The 16,222-nt window shown below is 55.9% G+C and carries 14 protein-coding genes; 6 read left to right on the top strand and 8 right to left on the bottom strand.

Annotated elements, in window-relative coordinates; genetic code table 11:
• Positions 1-106: 106 nt before the first annotated feature.
• Positions 107-283 (bottom strand): hypothetical protein, encoded by a 177-nt coding sequence (locus GRO01_RS13280; RefSeq protein WP_167494564.1) that lies wholly within the window; start codon positions 281-283, stop codon positions 107-109.
• Between the two features lie 123 nt (positions 284-406).
• Here GRO01_RS13280 and GRO01_RS03995 point away from each other — a divergent pair, with 123 nt between their 5' ends.
• Complete coding sequence (locus GRO01_RS03995) at positions 407-1,177, top strand: retropepsin-like aspartic protease (protein WP_167494563.1); 771 nt, start codon at positions 407-409, stop codon at positions 1,175-1,177.
• On the opposite strand, the gene amaB is transcribed toward GRO01_RS03995, so the two are convergent.
• Positions 1,178-2,716, bottom strand: a complete 1,539-nt coding sequence (gene amaB, locus GRO01_RS03990; RefSeq protein WP_062509087.1) for an L-piperidine-6-carboxylate dehydrogenase — start codon at positions 2,714-2,716, stop codon at positions 1,178-1,180.
• Between the two features lie 471 nt (positions 2,717-3,187).
• Entirely contained in the window at positions 3,188-3,502 is a 315-nt protein-coding gene (locus GRO01_RS03985; RefSeq protein ID WP_062509089.1) for an antibiotic biosynthesis monooxygenase family protein, read from the bottom strand.
• Between the two features lie 221 nt (positions 3,503-3,723).
• On the opposite strand from GRO01_RS03985, the gene GRO01_RS03980 reads away from it, so the two are divergent.
• Positions 3,724-4,881, top strand: a complete 1,158-nt coding sequence (locus GRO01_RS03980; protein ID WP_062509092.1) for an iron-containing alcohol dehydrogenase — start codon at positions 3,724-3,726, stop codon at positions 4,879-4,881.
• A gap of 38 nt (positions 4,882-4,919) precedes the next feature.
• Here the strand turns inward: GRO01_RS03980 and GRO01_RS03975 are convergent, their stop codons facing one another.
• Positions 4,920-5,510: an NAD(P)H-dependent oxidoreductase gene (locus GRO01_RS03975; protein WP_062509095.1), complete on the bottom strand. Its 591-nt coding sequence runs from the start codon at positions 5,508-5,510 to the stop codon at positions 4,920-4,922.
• A 131-nt stretch (positions 5,511-5,641) separates the two neighbouring features.
• Between GRO01_RS03975 and GRO01_RS03970 the strand changes: the two genes are divergently transcribed.
• Positions 5,642-6,559 (top strand): LysR family transcriptional regulator, encoded by a 918-nt coding sequence (locus GRO01_RS03970; protein WP_062509379.1) that lies wholly within the window; start codon positions 5,642-5,644, stop codon positions 6,557-6,559.
• A gap of 21 nt (positions 6,560-6,580) precedes the next feature.
• On the opposite strand, the gene GRO01_RS03965 is transcribed toward GRO01_RS03970, so the two are convergent.
• Positions 6,581-7,555 carry a LysR family transcriptional regulator gene (locus GRO01_RS03965; RefSeq protein ID WP_062509098.1) on the bottom strand — a complete coding sequence of 325 codons (975 nt, stop codon included), beginning with the start codon at positions 7,553-7,555 and terminating at the stop codon, positions 6,581-6,583.
• A gap of 166 nt (positions 7,556-7,721) precedes the next feature.
• Here GRO01_RS03965 and GRO01_RS03960 point away from each other — a divergent pair, with 166 nt between their 5' ends.
• From GRO01_RS03960 to GRO01_RS03950, 3 genes are read left to right on the top strand one after another with little or no spacing between them, the layout of a single operon-like run.
• The gene (locus GRO01_RS03960) at positions 7,722-9,398 is read left to right on the top strand and encodes an MFS transporter (protein ID WP_062509101.1); all 1,677 of its coding nucleotides are present in this window, start codon (positions 7,722-7,724) and stop codon (positions 9,396-9,398) included.
• Positions 9,399-9,414: 16 nt separating this feature from the next.
• Positions 9,415-10,491 carry an HlyD family secretion protein gene (locus GRO01_RS03955; RefSeq protein WP_062509102.1) on the top strand — a complete coding sequence of 359 codons (1,077 nt, stop codon included), beginning with the start codon at positions 9,415-9,417 and terminating at the stop codon, positions 10,489-10,491.
• Positions 10,488-11,999, top strand: a complete 1,512-nt coding sequence (locus tag GRO01_RS03950; RefSeq protein WP_062509104.1) for an efflux transporter outer membrane subunit — start codon at positions 10,488-10,490, stop codon at positions 11,997-11,999. Before GRO01_RS03955 ends, GRO01_RS03950 begins: the two co-directional genes overlap by 4 nt.
• Before the next feature lie 24 nt (positions 12,000-12,023).
• Here GRO01_RS03950 and GRO01_RS03945 read toward each other — a convergent pair whose 3' ends face one another.
• The 3 genes from GRO01_RS03945 to zigA form a co-directional block, all read right to left on the bottom strand.
• The gene (locus tag GRO01_RS03945; protein WP_174787398.1) at positions 12,024-12,926 is read right to left on the bottom strand and encodes a S1/P1 nuclease; all 903 of its coding nucleotides are present in this window, start codon (positions 12,924-12,926) and stop codon (positions 12,024-12,026) included.
• A gap of 411 nt (positions 12,927-13,337) precedes the next feature.
• Positions 13,338-14,327 carry a glycosyltransferase family 61 protein gene (locus GRO01_RS03940; RefSeq protein ID WP_167494562.1) on the bottom strand — a complete coding sequence of 330 codons (990 nt, stop codon included), beginning with the start codon at positions 14,325-14,327 and terminating at the stop codon, positions 13,338-13,340.
• Between the two features lie 571 nt (positions 14,328-14,898).
• The gene (gene zigA / locus GRO01_RS03935; RefSeq protein ID WP_062509106.1) at positions 14,899-16,101 is read right to left on the bottom strand and encodes a zinc metallochaperone GTPase ZigA; all 1,203 of its coding nucleotides are present in this window, start codon (positions 16,099-16,101) and stop codon (positions 14,899-14,901) included.
• Positions 16,102-16,222: the final 121 nt, after the last annotated feature.

Below are 16,222 nucleotides of genomic sequence, written 5' to 3'. Positions count from 1 at the left end.
AGCCTTTACACGGTAAGGCCGGACACAGCGTCCGCGTGAAAGCATTTGGCTTTTACTGCAAAACGGGACAAGGTTCTGGCAGGGTTACCTCGCCCTTGAGTTAGGATCAGTGATGGGCAGACTGTCTTTCGGGCGGAATATTTCTTCTGCCTTTTTCACTCTGCTTGCCTTCATCCCATCCGCTCAGGCCAGAACCATTCACGACTGTGTCGTGATGAGCGAAGTTTTGCCCTTCCTTAACCCGGCTGGCGCGCCTGTCATTCATGTTGGGATCAATGGGCATGATGTCGGCGCCTTCTTCTCGACTTTCACGTCACGGACAAGCGTCTTGAATGCGAAAGGATTTGACTTTTACAAGCGCGATCCCATCAGAACCATGTCCGTCACGGGAACGGGCGGAAACTATTTGACGTCTGTCGACAGCCTTCAAATCGGTCAATCCGTCCTCAAAGACCTGACTGCCATTCTGGTCGATGAGCGCCCTCCAAAAGCTCCTGAGGGCCTGCTGCTAATGGCCGATATCGGATGGGACATCCTCGGAAACTACCATCTCCTGATCGACCGATATTCGCAGGAAATGGCTATTTTCAGCTATGATACCGCGCAGGACTGTCCGGATATCGGCACACTTCTAAAAAACCCCGGACCATTCATTCCGCTCGTCTCCTTTGATGGGGAGTCTCCGCAGCTCAATCAGGCGACGGTCCTGCTTGATGGTCACAAGGTAGACATGCAGCTCAATACCAGCGCCAACCGCTCCATCATCCAGCAATGGGTGGCGCGCAAAATGGGTATTTCACGACGCATGCTCGCGCAGGATGATGAAATCCGTGTCGGCGCAGGAGAGGTCCTGCTTGGGCACAGACATCATTTCAACACGCTGCAACTTGGCTCGCACACGCTGCATGACATCACGCTGGATGTCGTCCCGGATGCGGAATTCAATATTCTTGGAATGGATGTACTCAAGCACTTCAACGTCCTGATCAATCCCATGAAGGGCAGGCTCTGGCTTGAGGACTTCAAGCCCCCGCCGGATTATGTCGAGGAGAAGGCCCTCCCCTGGTCACCGACCCATGACCGGCTCAGCATCACCCATGCCAGCGAGGAAAAGCAGGCGCCACCTACACAGGACCAAGGGACGAAGCCTGCGCCCCGCCCCTCTGGAAATCCATAATCAGGCGTCCGCCGAGCCGCCATCCACATCGAACTTCACACCCTGCGCAAGTGGCAGGGTTCGTCCATAATTGATGGCGTTGGTCTGTCGGCGCATATAGGCCTTCCACGCATCGGAACCGGACTCACGACCGCCACCGGTTTCCTTCTCGCCCCCAAAAGCCCCGCCGATTTCCGCGCCGGATGGCCCCATATTAACGTTAGCGATACCGCAGTCGGAACCCTGGGCCGACAGGAACTGCTCAACCTCGCGGATATCGGTCGCGAAGATCGAGGACGACAGCCCCTGCACCACATCGTTCTGAAGCGCGATGGCTTCATCGAGCGTGTCATATTTCATGACGTACAGGATCGGCGCGAAGGTTTCTTCCAGAACCGGCCCCGTCTGCGAAGGCATCTCGACCATTGCCGGACGGACGTAGAACGACGCCTCGCCGTTCACATCCACACGCGTTCCGCCGTGGACCGTACCGCCAGCATCAGCCGCAGCCTTCAGGCTGTCCTGCATCATCTTGAAGGAGGCCGCATCGATCAGCGGACCAACGAGCGCGTCCCCCTCGACCGGATTGCCTACCGAAATCGCCTTGTAAACATTCACCAGCTTCGGCACGAGCGTGTCATAGACGCTGAAATGGACGAGCAGACGACGCAGCGTCGTGCAGCGCTGACCGGCCGTTCCCATGGCACCGAAAGCAACAGCACGCAGTGTCAGGTCCAGATCGGCAGAGGGCGTGACGATGGACGCATTGTTGCCGCCAAGTTCCAGAATGGAGCGCCCGAAACGCCGCGCTACACGCTCACCGACATCGCGACCCATTCGGGTTGATCCGGTTGCAGAAATGACAGGGACGCGACGATCTTCCACCATCAGTTCGCCGATCCCGCGACCACCGACCAGAAGCATGCTGAGCGCGGCCGGTGCGTCACTGCCAAAACGGGCCGCGGCTTTCAGGAACAGGGCCTGAGTGGCCAGAGCCGTCAGCGGGGTCTTTTCCGAAGGTTTCCAAATCACGCTATCACCGCAGACCAGCGCCAGCGCGGCATTCCAGGACCAGACCGCAACCGGAAAATTGAACGCCGAAATGATGCCTACCGCCCCGGCAGGATGCCATTGTTCCGTCAGGCGATGATCCGGACGTTCAGACTGGATCGTCAGACCGTAAAGCTGGCGGGAAAGACCGACCGCGAAATCGCAGATGTCGATCATTTCCTGCACTTCGCCCAGACCTTCGGACGGCACCTTGCCCACTTCCAGCGTCACCAGACGTCCAAGCGCCTCCTTGTTCGTCCGGAGCTCTTCGCCCAGCAGACGCACGAGCTCACCACGACGTGGCGCTGGCACCTTGCGCCACGCCTTGAACGCGTCAACCGAACTGGCAATCGCGGCCTTCGCCTGTTCCGCACCGATTTCCGCAACCTCAGCAATCACCTCTCCCGTAAGGGGCGACTTCACCGTCAGACTGCCGCCCGTGTAGAGGTCAGCCGACACACCCAGGCTGTCGAGGAGCGTTTTCACTTCGGTACGGAGAGAGGCCGTCATTGTTCTTCCTGTCTTGGGTGTCGTGTCGGAGGCTTGACACGTCCGGGTTTGCAAAAACTGTTCAGCCTGTCCTGCAAGCGCTTCATAACAAGATGGGCGACAGAGACACCGACCTCGTACCAGGCTTCCTGAACATTCGGGCTTCGAACCCACATCAATGACATTCACAAACCGTTACGACTTATTCGTCAAGATAGCGGGAGCGCGAAAACATGATCATTGGTCATGCCGACGCTGTCCCACCAGCCGCGTTCAAACGCATCCCCAGATGCAGGGGAACAACCACCCATCATCCTTCGGAGATTAATTCCTGTGAATGGCTGCTTGCTTGGCACGATGTCCCATAGGACATCAGACGGCTTACAACCGTTTCCTAAATGGCTTGCTCGGGCGGCCACACAACGCGCCAGGCCCTCATTGCATCACAGTACACGAACCCTAGCATCTGTTCTCAAGGCGTGAAAAAGAACCTTAAGCCTCAATATCCTGAAGAACCTGAAAACCTTCAAAAACTGGCGGACCAAGCGTCAGAACCGGTCCCTGCCCTGCGCCCGCATGAGCAGCGCGGAACTCCTCCGACCGCGTCCAGCCAATAAAGGCATCATAGGATGCCCAGACGGTATGCGAGGCATAGAGGACGTAGTCTTCCATTGCCGGTCCACGCAGAAACTGGAAGCTGACAAAACCGGGGACAGTTCTGAGAAGGACGTCGCGATCCAGCCATTTTTTGCGAAAGGCCTCTTCGCTGTCCGGCCGGACCCTGAAGCGGTTCATGGCAATATACATTGGAATATCCTCGCTTTTCGCCTCACCGGCCCCGTGCCCGGCGGTCAATATAACGGTCGGGCCACAGCCGGGTTTTTCTTGCGCCCCTCTTCCAGACTGGGACAGGACCCTCAAACCGGTTAGGGTGATAGGAAAGCAGGGTCCTGCGGTGGCTTTTGCTGGACCGCATGTCCCACGTCGAATACGGCGCAGTCAGAACATTCATCTTGAAGTCAGGACCCATGCAGAATTTTGAATTTTACAATCCCACACGCATCATTTTCGGCGAGAACACGATCCCGAAACTGGCAGAGCAGATCCCGGCCGAAGCCCGCGTCCTGATCCTGTTTGGCGGATCGAGTGCAGAGCGCAACGGCACGCTCCCGGAAGTCCGCAAAGCACTGGAAGGCCGATACACGCGGGAATTCGGCGGGATTGAGGCCAATCCGACCTATGAAACCCTGATGAAGGCTGTGGACCTTATTCGGACAGACAAACTGGATTTTCTCTTAGCCGTTGGGGGAGGCTCCGTGATCGACGGCATCAAGTTTGTCGCGGCGGCCGTGGATTTCGAAGGCGATCCGTGGAGCATTCTCACGACGCATGGCGCGAACGTCAAAGCCGCAATGCCGCTGGGCACGGTGCTGACGCTGCCGGCGACGGGTTCGGAAATGAACAGCTTCAGCGTCATCACCCGCCAATCCACACGCGAGAAGCTGGCCTTCGGCAGTCCGCATGTCTTCCCGCGCTTCTCGGTCCTGGACCCGACGCGCACCTATTCCCTGCCCGTCCGACAGGTTGCGAATGGCGTCGTGGACTCCTTCGTCCACATCATGGAACAGTACCTGACCTATCCGGCCGATGGTCTGGCGCAGGACCGTTTTGCCGAAGGTCTGCTCCTCAGCCTGATCGAGATCGGGCCAAAAGTCCTGAAAGAGCCAGAGAACTATACGCTGCGCGCCAATTTTATGTGGATCGCAACACTGGCTCTCAACGGAATTATCGGTGTCGGCATGCCGGAAGACTGGTCCACACACAGCATCGGCCATGAGTTGACGGCACGGTATGATATCGACCATGCCCGGACGCTCGCGATCGTCCTGCCGTCCATGCTTCGTGTGCGGAAAGACGCCAAGCGTGGCAAGCTGCTTCAGTACGCAACCCGTGTCTGGAACCTGCATGAGGGTACGGAAGACGAACGGATTGAAGCGGCGATCGTACGGACCGAAGAGTTTTTTGAAAGTCTAGACATCCCGACGCGCCTGTCAGCCTACGACATCGGCGAGGACGCCATCGAACCGCTGATCGGGCAGCTTGAGGCTCACGGCATGACGGCGCTGGGCGAACATGCGGATATCACACCGGATGTCAGCCGCCGTGTCCTGCAGATGAGCCTGTAAACGTCAGGGGCAGCTTACAGGCTTGCCCCCTTGTCTGCTCAGGATGCCGTACCGACGACATCCTGCAGGTGCTGACGATAGGCCGCGAGAGTGGCATCTACATTTGGTGCCTTCATCACGTCTGTAGCCAGAAAAGTTGGCAGCGCAGACATACCCAGAAACTCATGGGCCTTGTGGAACGGAAAATAGACCCCGTCCACGCCACGTCCTTCAAAGAACTGCTTCGGATCCGTGAAGGCCTCTTCCGGTGCATTCCAGGTGACGGACAGCATGTAGTGCTTGCCCTGTACCAGGCCGCCCGAGCCATATTTGCGGTCGGGACGGGACCGGCTGCGGCCATCATTGGCGTAGAGCTTTCCGTGCCCGGCCGTCAGAACCTCGTCCATGTATTTCTTGACGGTCCAGGGCACACCCATCCACCAGCCGGGGCACTGGTAGATAACCAGATCAGCCCACATGAAGTTTTCGACTTCCTGCTCCACGTCATAGCCATCGTCGATTTTCGTCTGGCGGATTTCATGGCCGCTCTTGGGCAGAATATCTGCTGCCAGAGCCTGCAGCGTGTCGTTCAGCCGTCCGTGGGAATGGGCAAACGCCTTGCCGCCATTCAGGAGAAGAATTCTTGTCATGAGTGCATGTCCATTCTGTCAGGCATCGGGGATGTGACTGTTTGAGGGTCATCATGAACCGATAAATGTCTCTTGATAATTGTTTCAGGCTGCACAAAACCTGTGAAGAAGTTTCACAGATCGGAAAGCTGATGGATAACCGTTTCGGCGAAATGAAAATCTTTCTCCGCGTCGTGGAAAGCGGAAGCTTTTCCGAAGCCGCCCGCCTGTCCATGACTACGCCGTCCACGGTCAGCAAGCTGATCGGGCGGGTGGAGAACCGTCTGGGCGTGCGTCTTGTGGAGCGCTCGACACGGCGGCTGTCAGTGACACCTGAAGGTTTGGCCTATTACGACCGGGCGCAGGCCCTGATCGCAGAGCTGGATGACATGGAAGGTTTTCTGTCCAAGAAAACCGTGCAGCTCAAAGGGACGGTGCGAATCAACGCCTCCGTGGCATTCGGAACGCTGGCGCTGGAGCCATTGCTACCGGCGTTCTGGGCGGCATATCCGGATATTCTGCTGGATCTGTCACTGTCGGATGAAATGGCGGATCTGTATCTGGACCGGACGGATATCGCCTTCCGCGTTGGAAAACTTCAGGATTCCAGCCTCACCGCCCGGCATCTGGGGACCGTGCCGCGGCTTATCGTGGGGACGCCGGATTATCTGGAGCGGTTTGGGCGGCCTGAAACTGTGGATGATCTGGAACATCATCGCTGTCTGGGATTCAATTTCCGCCGGGCGGCTCCGGTCTGGCCGTTGCAGGAGCGCGGAAGGATCGTGGATCGGATCGTGCGGGGACCTTTGCTCGCCAATAATGGCGAGACCGTTCGGCGGGCAGCCGTTCACGGTGCCGGACTGGCGCGGCTGGCGGAATACCATGTGCGTGAGGATCTGGCGGCAGGACGGCTGGTCGAGGTTCTGTCGGAAAGCGGAACGCGGGATGAAGAGGAAATCCACGCGCTCTATCAGGGTGGCAAACGTGTTCCCCAGCGCATCCGAGTGTTTCTGGACTTCGTGGTGCCACGCCTTCAGGCCTATCTGGAACCACTTCGGGAAAATCTATGAACGCAATTCCCAGATCCTTCTTCAGGCGCCCGGTAATGCTGGTCCGTTGCCTTCACCCCTGAACCGGACGAGTTCGCGTCGGATGACCTGAAAGACCGTATCGCGCAGCCAGCGGTGAACCCCATCCGTATCCACCCGGGGATGCCAGGCCTGAAAGGACGTAACAGGCGGCAGCTCGAACGGAAAATCAAAAGCCTCAAGCTGGATCTGGGAAAGCGGCAGGCGGTCAATGACGATATCGGGCAACGGCAGGATCATGTCTGTCTCGCGCATGGTCTCGATCATGGAATGGTAGGTCGGCACGACCATCGCGATGGGGCGAGTTAGGCCGTAGCGTTCCTTGAGGATGGCGTCGATCGGGCCATAGGGCCGGCCTTTGCGGGAGACGCTGATATGGTCGTAATCGACCAGCGTCTGCGGGGTAATGCCGCGCGCAAAAATGGGATGCCCCTCGCGGACCATGGCGCGGAATGATGTCAGGAACAGGGTCTGGCGCATGATTTCAGGGCGCAGATCGTCCGTGGCGCCCACATAGAGGTCGATCCGGCTGTTGCGCAGGGCCTCGCTGGCCGGCTCTTCCGTCTCGGGCGAGAAAACGATGCTGCAACCGGGACAGTCCTGTTTCAGAGCCATCAGGATGGCGTTCCCAAAGGCACCGACGATCAGGTCATTGGCGCGGATCGTGAAACGAGGTGAAAGATGCTTCAGGTTCAGCGTTTCGCTGTCATTCACCAGCGCATCGGCGTCGCGCACGATACTCTGCACTCTGTCGCGGATCCGGTTGGCGAAGGTCGTCGCCATCATGCGCCGCCCCGACAGAACCAAAATCGGGTCTCCGAACACTGTCCGGAGCGTGGTGAGATGACGGCTCATGGCGGCGTCGCTCACCTTCAGGCGTCGAGCAGCCTGTGAGACGCTCTCTTCTTCCACCAGAACCTGAAGATAGCGCAGAAGATCGAGATCGTAGCGTCTGTGGCTATCGGTTCGCTTCGCCATTACGCACTCCGTTTCCTGCGGGTTTCAGGCCCATTTTCACGCATTCGTGTAAAAATGGAAGGGTTTCCTGAACCCTTCCGAAAAATGGAAACGTCACTTGCTGCAAATGTGGGTTTTCGGACCCATACACTCCGGATAGGGGCTTTTGGGAAACGGAAGAGACTCCATGGACCCAGCAGCTTCACCGACCGCAGGCGCGCCACCTGCCCAGCCTTCATATATCCCGCCTTTCGGTATGCGGACGATCATTGGCTGTCTGGGAATGCTGCTGGCCGTCCATGTGGCTGGATTCAATGAACACATCACGGAAATCGGCCTCACCGACATCCGGGGTGCGATGCATATCGGGCATGACGAGGGGACGTGGTTCACCTCGATCTATGAGTCCTTCAACATCGCGGCCATGGCATTCACGCCCTGGTTCTACATGACGTTCTCGATCTACCGCTTCTCGATCTTCATGACGGCTGTCCTCGCCATGCTGTCGATCCCCCTGCCCTTCATGCCGGACATGATCTCGCTGTGTTTTCTTCGCGCAGCGCAGGGACTGAGTGCCGGGTGCCTCCCGCCCGTCCTGATGACGGTGATGCTCAAATACCTGCCGCCACCCATCAAGGTTTTTGGCATTGGTGGCTATGCGATGAGCGCCACTTTCGGCCCCAATCTGGGCGGCCCGCTGGAGGCGATGTGGTTCGAACATGTGGGCTGGCGCTGGCTGTACTGGGAGGTCATTCCCTTCAGCATCATCGCCATCGCCATGATGGCCTATGGGTTGCCGCGCGACCCTGTGCATCTCGAACGGTTCAAAAAGTTCAACTGGCGCGGCTTCTTCATTGGCGTGCCATCCATCATATGCGTCGTAACCGTGCTGTATCAGGGGGACCGGCTGGACTGGTTCCGCTCGCCTATCATTTCCCATCTGACATTCTGGGGTGGTGCGCTGTTCGTGGGGTTCCTGTTCCATGAATGGCATCATCACAGCCCGTTTTTCCGGCTTCAGTACTGGAAGAACCGCAACATCACGATGTCACTCCTCACACTGGTGGCGGTGCTCATTATCTGCGGGCTGATGCTCGAAGTGCCGATGACGTATCTGGAAGCCGTGCGCGGATACCGGCCGATCCAGGCGGCCCCGGTTGCACTGACGGTGGCTCTGCCCCAGCTCATCATGCTTCCGTTGACGGCAGCGCTCTGCAACTCCGCGCGGGTGGACTGCCGCTATGTGCTGGCCTTCGGTATGTCATGTCTGGCGCTCTCGGCGTTCCTTGGAACCTGGCTGACTCCCGACTGGGTACGGGACAATTTTTATGTCATGCAGGGGCTTCAGATTTTCGGCCAGCCGATGGTCGTGATCCCGGTGCTGATGCTGGCGACCATGTCCCTTGGCCCGGCGGACGGACCGTTCATTTCGGGCATGGTGAACATGCTCAAAGGCATGGCCAATGCATTCGCAACCGCCATTTTCGAAATCCTGCTGCGCCGCCGTGAACAGTATCATTCCACCATGCTTCTGGACCGGGCGGGCAATAACGCCACGTCGCTCTCGGGCATGGGCGATCCGATCCATGCCGCCATCAGCAACACCTCGCCCGACAGCGATCATGTGGCGCGCAATACGCTTCAGATCTTCCACACCTATCTGCACGAACAGTCGATCACGCTGGCGCTGGTGGACATCTATTTCGTCGTGATGTGCATCTGCATCTTCTATGTCGCGCTGACCGCCGTGCTGCCGAAACGGGTCTATCCGCCCGGCAAGGGACCCGCTCCCCCCATCCCTGCCGCGGCCCGCGAACCGGATCCCGAACCGGCCCCCTCCTCCATTCCCGCCACCGCACACTGACGGACCTGCCTCGAACATGATTTACGGAAAACCCCTTCTCCTGGCCGGATGTGCGGTCATTGTCCTGACGGGTCTGGCCTGGACGGCTGACCGCTTCTTCGTGGGTGACGGCATCCGTCAGGAAACCAACGACGCCTATGTCACGGCCGATTTCACGACTGTGGCCCCGAAAGTCTCCGGGCGTATCGACCGTGTGCTGGCAGAGGACAACGAATACGTCCATGCCGGGGAAGAACTCGCCCATATCGAGGACGACGACTACCGCGCGGCTTTGGGAGCCGCCCATGGTGACACCGCCGCAGCGCAGGGCGATGTGGACAACCTTCAGGCCCTGCTGGACCGTCAGGGCTCCATCGTCGATGCGGCGAAATATACCGTTCAATCCGACGAGGCCGCACTGGTCTTTGCGCGGCAGAATGCGGCGCGATATCGCAATCTCTCGGCCGGTGGGGCCAGCACGATCGAGCAGCAGCAGGGCGCGGAAGCCCGGCAGCTTGAAGCCGTCGCCGCCCTCGCTCGCGACAAGGCCGAAACCAGCACGGCTGAACAGCAGATCGCAGTGCTGAAAGCCCAGCTTGAAAAGGCACAAGGTGCGCTTCTGAAGGCCCAGAGCGCAGAGCATCAGGCCGAACTGAACCTGTCCTACTGCACCATTCCTGCCCCCGTAGATGGCGTGGTCGGCGAGCGTGGCGTGCGCGTTGGTGCCTATGTCCATCCGGGCACGGGACTGCTGGCAGTCGTGCCGGTCCGCAAGGCCTATGTGCTGGCGAATTTTCAGGAAACGCAGCTGACGAAGGTCCAGACCGGCCAGAGTGCGACGATCTGGGTCGATACGTTCCCCGGCCATCCGCTCAAGGCGCATGTGGACAGTCTGGCCCCGGCGACGGGTGTGGCCTTCGCGGCCATTCAGCCGGACAATGCGACGGGTAACTTCACCAAAGTCGTGCAACGCGTTCCGGTCAAGCTGACCTTCGATCCCGGCCAGCCTCTGGCGGAAAAGGTGCGCGTTGGCATGTCGGTCGAAGCACGGATCGATACGTCCTCCACGACTGAAGGCATTCATGCCCATGACGAGCGGTATCTCTGGAAATGAGCTCTTCCCTGTTCCGGCCTTCCCGCTGCTTTCTTCTGGCCCTGACCGCGCTGTCCGCCTGCACGGTGGGTCCGGATTATCATCGTCCCGATCCGCATGCGCCGGCCCATTGGCACCAGAGCCTCGCCCCTGCTGCGAGCCATCCGCAGGAAACGTCTGCCATCGAGGCGCAGTGGTGGCGCATCTATCGTGACCCGACGCTGACGGCGCTGGAAGAGGATGTGGCGCGCAATAACCTCGATCTGCGTGAAGCGGCCCTGCATTTCACCGAAAGTCAGGCTGAACGGAAGATCGCCAGTGCGGCCCAGATGCCCCATATGGAAGGTGCCGCCTCCTATGCCCGCGAGCGCGCCAGCACGAACGGTATTCTCGGCCTTCTGGGGACCATGCAGCAGGCCGGTCCGGGCGAGATCGCCAGTGGTGAACAGGGGTTCGGTCCGGCTGCAGCGGATGGTGCAAAAGGAAATCCGTCATTCAACCTGCCGCAATACGGGTTGAGCGCATCCTGGGAAGTTGATTTCTGGGGACATGTCCGCCGGCAGGTTGAGGCTGCAACAGCGGCCATGCATGAGACAGACGAACTGCGCCGCGATGTGCTGGTTTCGCTCATGGCCGAAACCGCGCAGGATTATCTGAACCTGCGCAACATCCAGACGCAGATCGGCATCACCCAACAGAGCATCGATATCGCCCGCCACAGCGTGAAGCTGACGGAACTGCGTTTCGCACAGGGCACGGCAACGAAGCTCGATGTCGCCTATTCCCGCGGGCAGATGCATGGCTTCGAGGCGCGTCTTCCGGTCCTGAAAAGTCAGGAAGTGCATCTCGTGAACGCGCTAAGCTTCCTCACGGCGCGCGAGCCCGGCGCGTTGAAGGACAAACTTGGATCGTCCCAGACGATCCCCCCCGTTCCCGATATCATTCCGGTTGGTCTGCCCTCCGAACTGGCCGAGCGCCGTCCGGACGTGCGGGCCGCAGAAGATCATCTCCATGCCGCAACGGCCAGTATCGGCGTGGCGGTCGCGGACTTCTTCCCGCGTGTAACGCTCTCGGGCAGTCTGGATATTCAGGCATTGCAGTTCAGTGGTTTGGGCTCATGGGCGTCCCGTCAGTACGGGTTCGGCCCGACCATGACGCTGCCCCTGTTCGAGGGCGGACGCCTGACCGGACAGCTTCATCTGCGCCGGGCCCAGCAGAAGGAAGCGGCGATTGCCTTGCAGCGCACGCTTCTGAAAGCCTGGGAAGAAGTTGATGATTCCATGGCGGATCTGAGTGCCGCGCAGGAGCGCCGGCACCGCTTGGAAGAGACGGTTTCAGAAGACGAGACCGCCGTACATATCGCGCAGCTTCAGTACAGTCAGGGTGCGGGAGACTTCCTTAACGTCCTGACGACGCAGAATGCCCTTCTGTCGAGCCGGAGCGCACTGGCTGAATCCAGCGCCGGCGTATCTGTTTCCGTGGCCCATCTGTACCGGGCACTGGGTGGAGGATGGACGCAGAAATCCTGACATCCATCCACACAGAGACCGTTCTCAGCCACCGTTCAGGGCGGTGTTGAGGACGGCAGCCAGACGCACGCCAGCCTGTTCCAGACGCAGTTCCATGATCGGCCAGGTCAGCGCGGTGTAGTCCTTGCCGATATCGGCGCCCTTGTTGGCTGGAAGCGCACCATAGGCCACACTGCGAGCCAGCGAATGGCTCTCATCGGCCCAGTCAACGGTCGCGCTGTAAACATCGCCGCCGTCCAGATCCTGCACCCAGTACTTCGTCTCATCCGGCGTGATCAGAGCGCCAAGACGGTCGGCCTCCTTCTTCGCGCGGGAGGCGTCGATGCTATAGAACGGGCCAACATGCAGATCCGCCTCATGGTCGATCACGCCCTCGTCCCACAGAGAGTGCAGGTTCATGTGGCCGTTGGCGTTATTGCCGAAATAGGTCAGGCGGATGGCGTTCCCACCCATATCCTTGTTGCGCTCGGCAGCATGCAGCGGCTGATGGATGTCACCCATCAGATGCACCACCCATTTCAGCGCGACCAGACGCTCCTGCGAGGATGCATGTGTATCGGCGAGGACCTTGATCTCTTCAGGCAGTTTCTCGACGACACATTCACCATCCGGGCAGTCCCGCGTCTGCTCATAGGCCGGATGGGACACGTCAATATCGACATAGTGCCATTTCAGCGTCTCGGGCAGGCCACCCTTTTTCTTGGGCACATGGCCGATCGTATCGGGCCAGGAGGCAACCTGATCAAGCGTCTGATGGTTCTCCAGCGCCAGCAGCGCCGTCGCAGCTTTCTGGGCCTGCGGCGTCAGCCGCTCCTGAGCGATGTCTGCCACAATCGCATGACCGTAAGGGCCCCAGGCAAACGCGCTGGATGAAAAAGCAATCGTACCGGCCCCAATCAGGGACGCACATAGATGACGAAAATGCATGGGAACCTGACTATCCATCTGTGAGGGTGACGTTTGAACCTGTTTCTCACCCTTTCGGAAGTCGGACAAGACATTCGGCTGGTACACCGGGATCGGCAAGGATTTGCAGCCGAACATTCCACACGCCCTGTTCACCTCACCATCGAAACCGAACATAGACCAGGTTTCACCTGCCGTAGTGCTTATGCATATCCTTCTAGGACAGACCATCCGCAAAACGTGTAATATATCCTTGAGAAATCAGCAGCTATATCTCGCTGGATGTCCTCCACGTCTAGGACCAAAAAATAGAAGACGCCCAATCATAGAGCATACCTATTCCATCGTACGGCCTTTGCACCGCAACAGTTAAATGAAATTTAATATGTATTTTTAGACAAAATTTTAAATACTTATGCAATAAATATGCTTTCAATTGCCCATAATTCTTATTGAATTTATTATATCGGATATTATAGCTTCACAGTTAATTATTTTAAATACATTTTCTTTTTCTAGATTTCTCGAGATGAAATTTTCTACATTTATATATGCAGTCTTATTATTAGAAGATACATCCACCATTAGTTGTGATCCAAAAACATAATCATCGTGATGAAGTATGATAAGTTTTTTATTTCCAAAAAATGAAGATGTTATAAAAGAAGATCCAGAAAATCCTATGAATATTTTATTCCTGTTCCAAAAATCCAATTGTTCTTTAAAGCTCATTTCTTCTACATAGACAGTTTCGATGCCAAATTTTTTTAAAGTTTCTGATACACATTCTTCTCCCTCGAAAAATCTAGTTCCGGATTTCATTCGAGATCTACTGATGTAAACAGGAGTTTCACTTAGAGAACCGCAATTATCACTTATGATTTTTTTTGAAATTCCCCTCATAAAATCACCCCACATGGGATAGCAAAAATAATTCTCCACAAAAGAAGATTGATTTACAGTGATATTTCTTAATTCACATCCGGAAGATGGAGATATAATTTTATTAACATCTATTTCTAACGCATCAAGTATTATTCCAATGTAATCAAGATTATTTATTAATGATTCATCAAAGCTTGGCGCTATGATGAAATCTTTTTTTTGGTCTATTTTCCATAGTCTTTGAAGGGTGCTTAGTAAAAAATGCCCATAATGAGCATGGAAATACCCCAACCAAAAACTATTATCTATTATTTCATTAGAAAAACTATTTAAAATTGGAGTTTCAGGAGCATATATACGAGAATTAAATACACCATCCAACGTTTCACCGACTGCATAAGAAGATGATTTTATTAATTTTACATTTGAATCGTACAAAGAATTATGAAACAAAAAAGATTTATTATATGTGCGACTTTCAGGTTTACCTTTAAGTATTAGACTCTTTCCAAAAGGAAATTTGCAAAATCTTGTCATTTTTCTGCACATCAAATTAATTTTTAGGTGAGTTTTATATATCACATTGTCAAAAAATATGCAACATTGTCGGTAGAATGCAGTAGAATAAAAATATAGTTTTTAGTATGCGAATTTTGAATATACCAAGGTATGGACTCTAAGTGCATTTCTGTGAGCATTAGATGTCTATTGATGATATGACATTTCTGCGTGAATGACAAAAAGCTTTATAAGATGGAATCATCATAGCCGCGCTATAACCATGCGCGTCCTGCAATCAGCAATATAGCGATCGCAGACTTTGCTTTCGGCGCTGAACAAGGAGTTTGATCTAAACCCAAAAGCTGTAATGCAATATTGAACATACCAGTGAGAACGCACCTCAATGACCGTATCGCGCCCTAGAACTTCAGGCAAAGACTCAAACCCTGAGTGGAATCACATCTTGTGAACATGTCTGCAAAAATCTGGAACTCAGATTCAGAATACTTCATTCTCAACCCAATTCATCATAATACGAGACTAAACACCTAGATCGCGTTGACAGGCTTGGAAGATCCCATCGGACACAACAGCCATACGCTCTCTTCTATGCCCATTGAGGAAACGGATCAGCAAGATGGTCGTAATGCCATGGCATGAAGACATCGTCTTGTGAGGACGGGACAAGACAGTTGTTCAGAGCAGATCGAATAGCGGTTTCATCCATGCCTGCGCCGATAAAGACGAGTTCCTGCCGACGGTCTCCGTAAACATCGTCCCAATACCCCGCAAGGGTCGCTTTCCATGCCTCGTCGTCTGGCCAGTTCTGGTGCGGAATGCTGGCCCACCAGCGTCCGGCAGCCTGATGGCGGGCCAAAGCGCCTGCAATACTCAGATCCCCGACCCAGTCCGGTCGGGTTGCCAGCCAGAAATAGCCTTTGACCCGTACAACGCCATGCCATGACTGCTCGATGAAACCAGCGAAAGCTTCCGGCTTAAAAGGACGGCGGGCACGGTAGACAAAACTGGTAATGCCATATTCTTCGGTCTCGGGGCGGTGTTCTGCATGTCCGTACAGTTCCCGGAACCATGTCGGGTGCTGGTGTGCACGCTCAAAATCAAAACGACCCGTATTCAGGATCTGATCCAGCGCGACCTGACTCTGGCTTGTCTCGATCAGAACTGTATCGGCGTTCAGAGAACGGATGATCAGGCGTGCAGCTTCTGCCTGCTCAGGAGACGCCGTATCAATCTTGTTGAGGATAATGACATCCGCAAATCCGATCTGATCGACAAAAAGGTCCACAAGGGCACGCTCGTCTTCCTCTCCTGCTACTTCACCGCGGTCCCGAAGAAAATCGGTTGAACCGTAGTCTTTGAGCAGGTTCACGGCATCAACAACTGTGACCATCGTGTCTAGCCGGGCCACATCGCTCAGACTATACCCTTCCTCGTCCCGGAACTCGAAAGTCGCAGCAACAGGAAGGGGCTCGGCGATACCGGTTGATTCAATCAGAAGATAATCAAACCGTTTTTCCTGCGCCAGCCGGTTCACCTCCGTCAGCAGGTCATCGCGCAATGTGCAACAGATGCACCCATTGGTCATTTCGACCAGTTTTTCGTCCGTTCGTGACAGGTTACTCCCCCCGTTTCGAACCAGTTCAGCGTCAATGTTCACATCACTCATGTCGTTGACGATGACCGCGACTTTCAGGCCTTCGCGATTGTTCAGGATGTGATTGAGGAGTGTCGTTTTGCCAGCCCCGAGAAAGCCGGAGAGGACGGTCACAGGCAGTCTGGTATCTGACATGGAGGAGAGATCCTTGGGAAGAGCAGGGTTGATGCGCTTCCATTAATAGTTATGTTATAACATATCAATAGTAAGGAAAGCCCTCTTTCATGTTTGCCTGCCCGACACGCTGTCACCTGGA

Origin of the sequence: Gluconobacter roseus NBRC 3990, assembly GCF_006538885.1 — a bacterium.
In the GTDB taxonomy this organism is placed as follows: domain Bacteria; phylum Pseudomonadota; class Alphaproteobacteria; order Acetobacterales; family Acetobacteraceae; genus Gluconobacter; species Gluconobacter roseus.
The sequence above is the reverse complement of the archived record's forward strand: the minus strand, read 5'-3'. Positions and strand labels throughout refer to the sequence as shown.

Excerpts from the sequence above, each read along its gene's own strand:
- GRO01_RS03955 (WP_062509102.1), top strand. The coding sequence starts at position 9,415 with ATGATTTACGGAAAACCCCTTCTCCTGGCCGGATGTGCGGTCATTGTC.
- GRO01_RS03975 (WP_062509095.1), bottom strand. The coding sequence starts at position 5,510 with ATGACAAGAATTCTTCTCCTGAATGGCGGCAAGGCGTTTGCCCATTCC.
- GRO01_RS03960 (WP_062509101.1), top strand. The coding sequence starts at position 7,722 with ATGGACCCAGCAGCTTCACCGACCGCAGGCGCGCCACCTGCCCAGCCT.
- GRO01_RS03970 (WP_062509379.1), top strand. The coding sequence starts at position 5,642 with ATGGATAACCGTTTCGGCGAAATGAAAATCTTTCTCCGCGTCGTGGAA.
- GRO01_RS03980 (WP_062509092.1), top strand. The coding sequence starts at position 3,724 with ATGCAGAATTTTGAATTTTACAATCCCACACGCATCATTTTCGGCGAG.
- GRO01_RS03945 (WP_174787398.1), bottom strand. The coding sequence starts at position 12,926 with ATGCATTTTCGTCATCTATGTGCGTCCCTGATTGGGGCCGGTACGATT.
- GRO01_RS03950 (WP_062509104.1), top strand. The coding sequence starts at position 10,488 with ATGAGCTCTTCCCTGTTCCGGCCTTCCCGCTGCTTTCTTCTGGCCCTG.
- zigA (WP_062509106.1), bottom strand. The coding sequence starts at position 16,101 with ATGTCAGATACCAGACTGCCTGTGACCGTCCTCTCCGGCTTTCTCGGG.
- GRO01_RS13280 (WP_167494564.1), bottom strand. The coding sequence starts at position 283 with ATGCCCATTGATCCCAACATGAATGACAGGCGCGCCAGCCGGGTTAAG.
- GRO01_RS03940 (WP_167494562.1), bottom strand. The coding sequence starts at position 14,327 with ATGACAAGATTTTGCAAATTTCCTTTTGGAAAGAGTCTAATACTTAAA.
- GRO01_RS03965 (WP_062509098.1), bottom strand. The coding sequence starts at position 7,555 with ATGGCGAAGCGAACCGATAGCCACAGACGCTACGATCTCGATCTTCTG.
- amaB (WP_062509087.1), bottom strand. The coding sequence starts at position 2,716 with ATGACGGCCTCTCTCCGTACCGAAGTGAAAACGCTCCTCGACAGCCTG.
- GRO01_RS03985 (WP_062509089.1), bottom strand. The coding sequence starts at position 3,502 with ATGTATATTGCCATGAACCGCTTCAGGGTCCGGCCGGACAGCGAAGAG.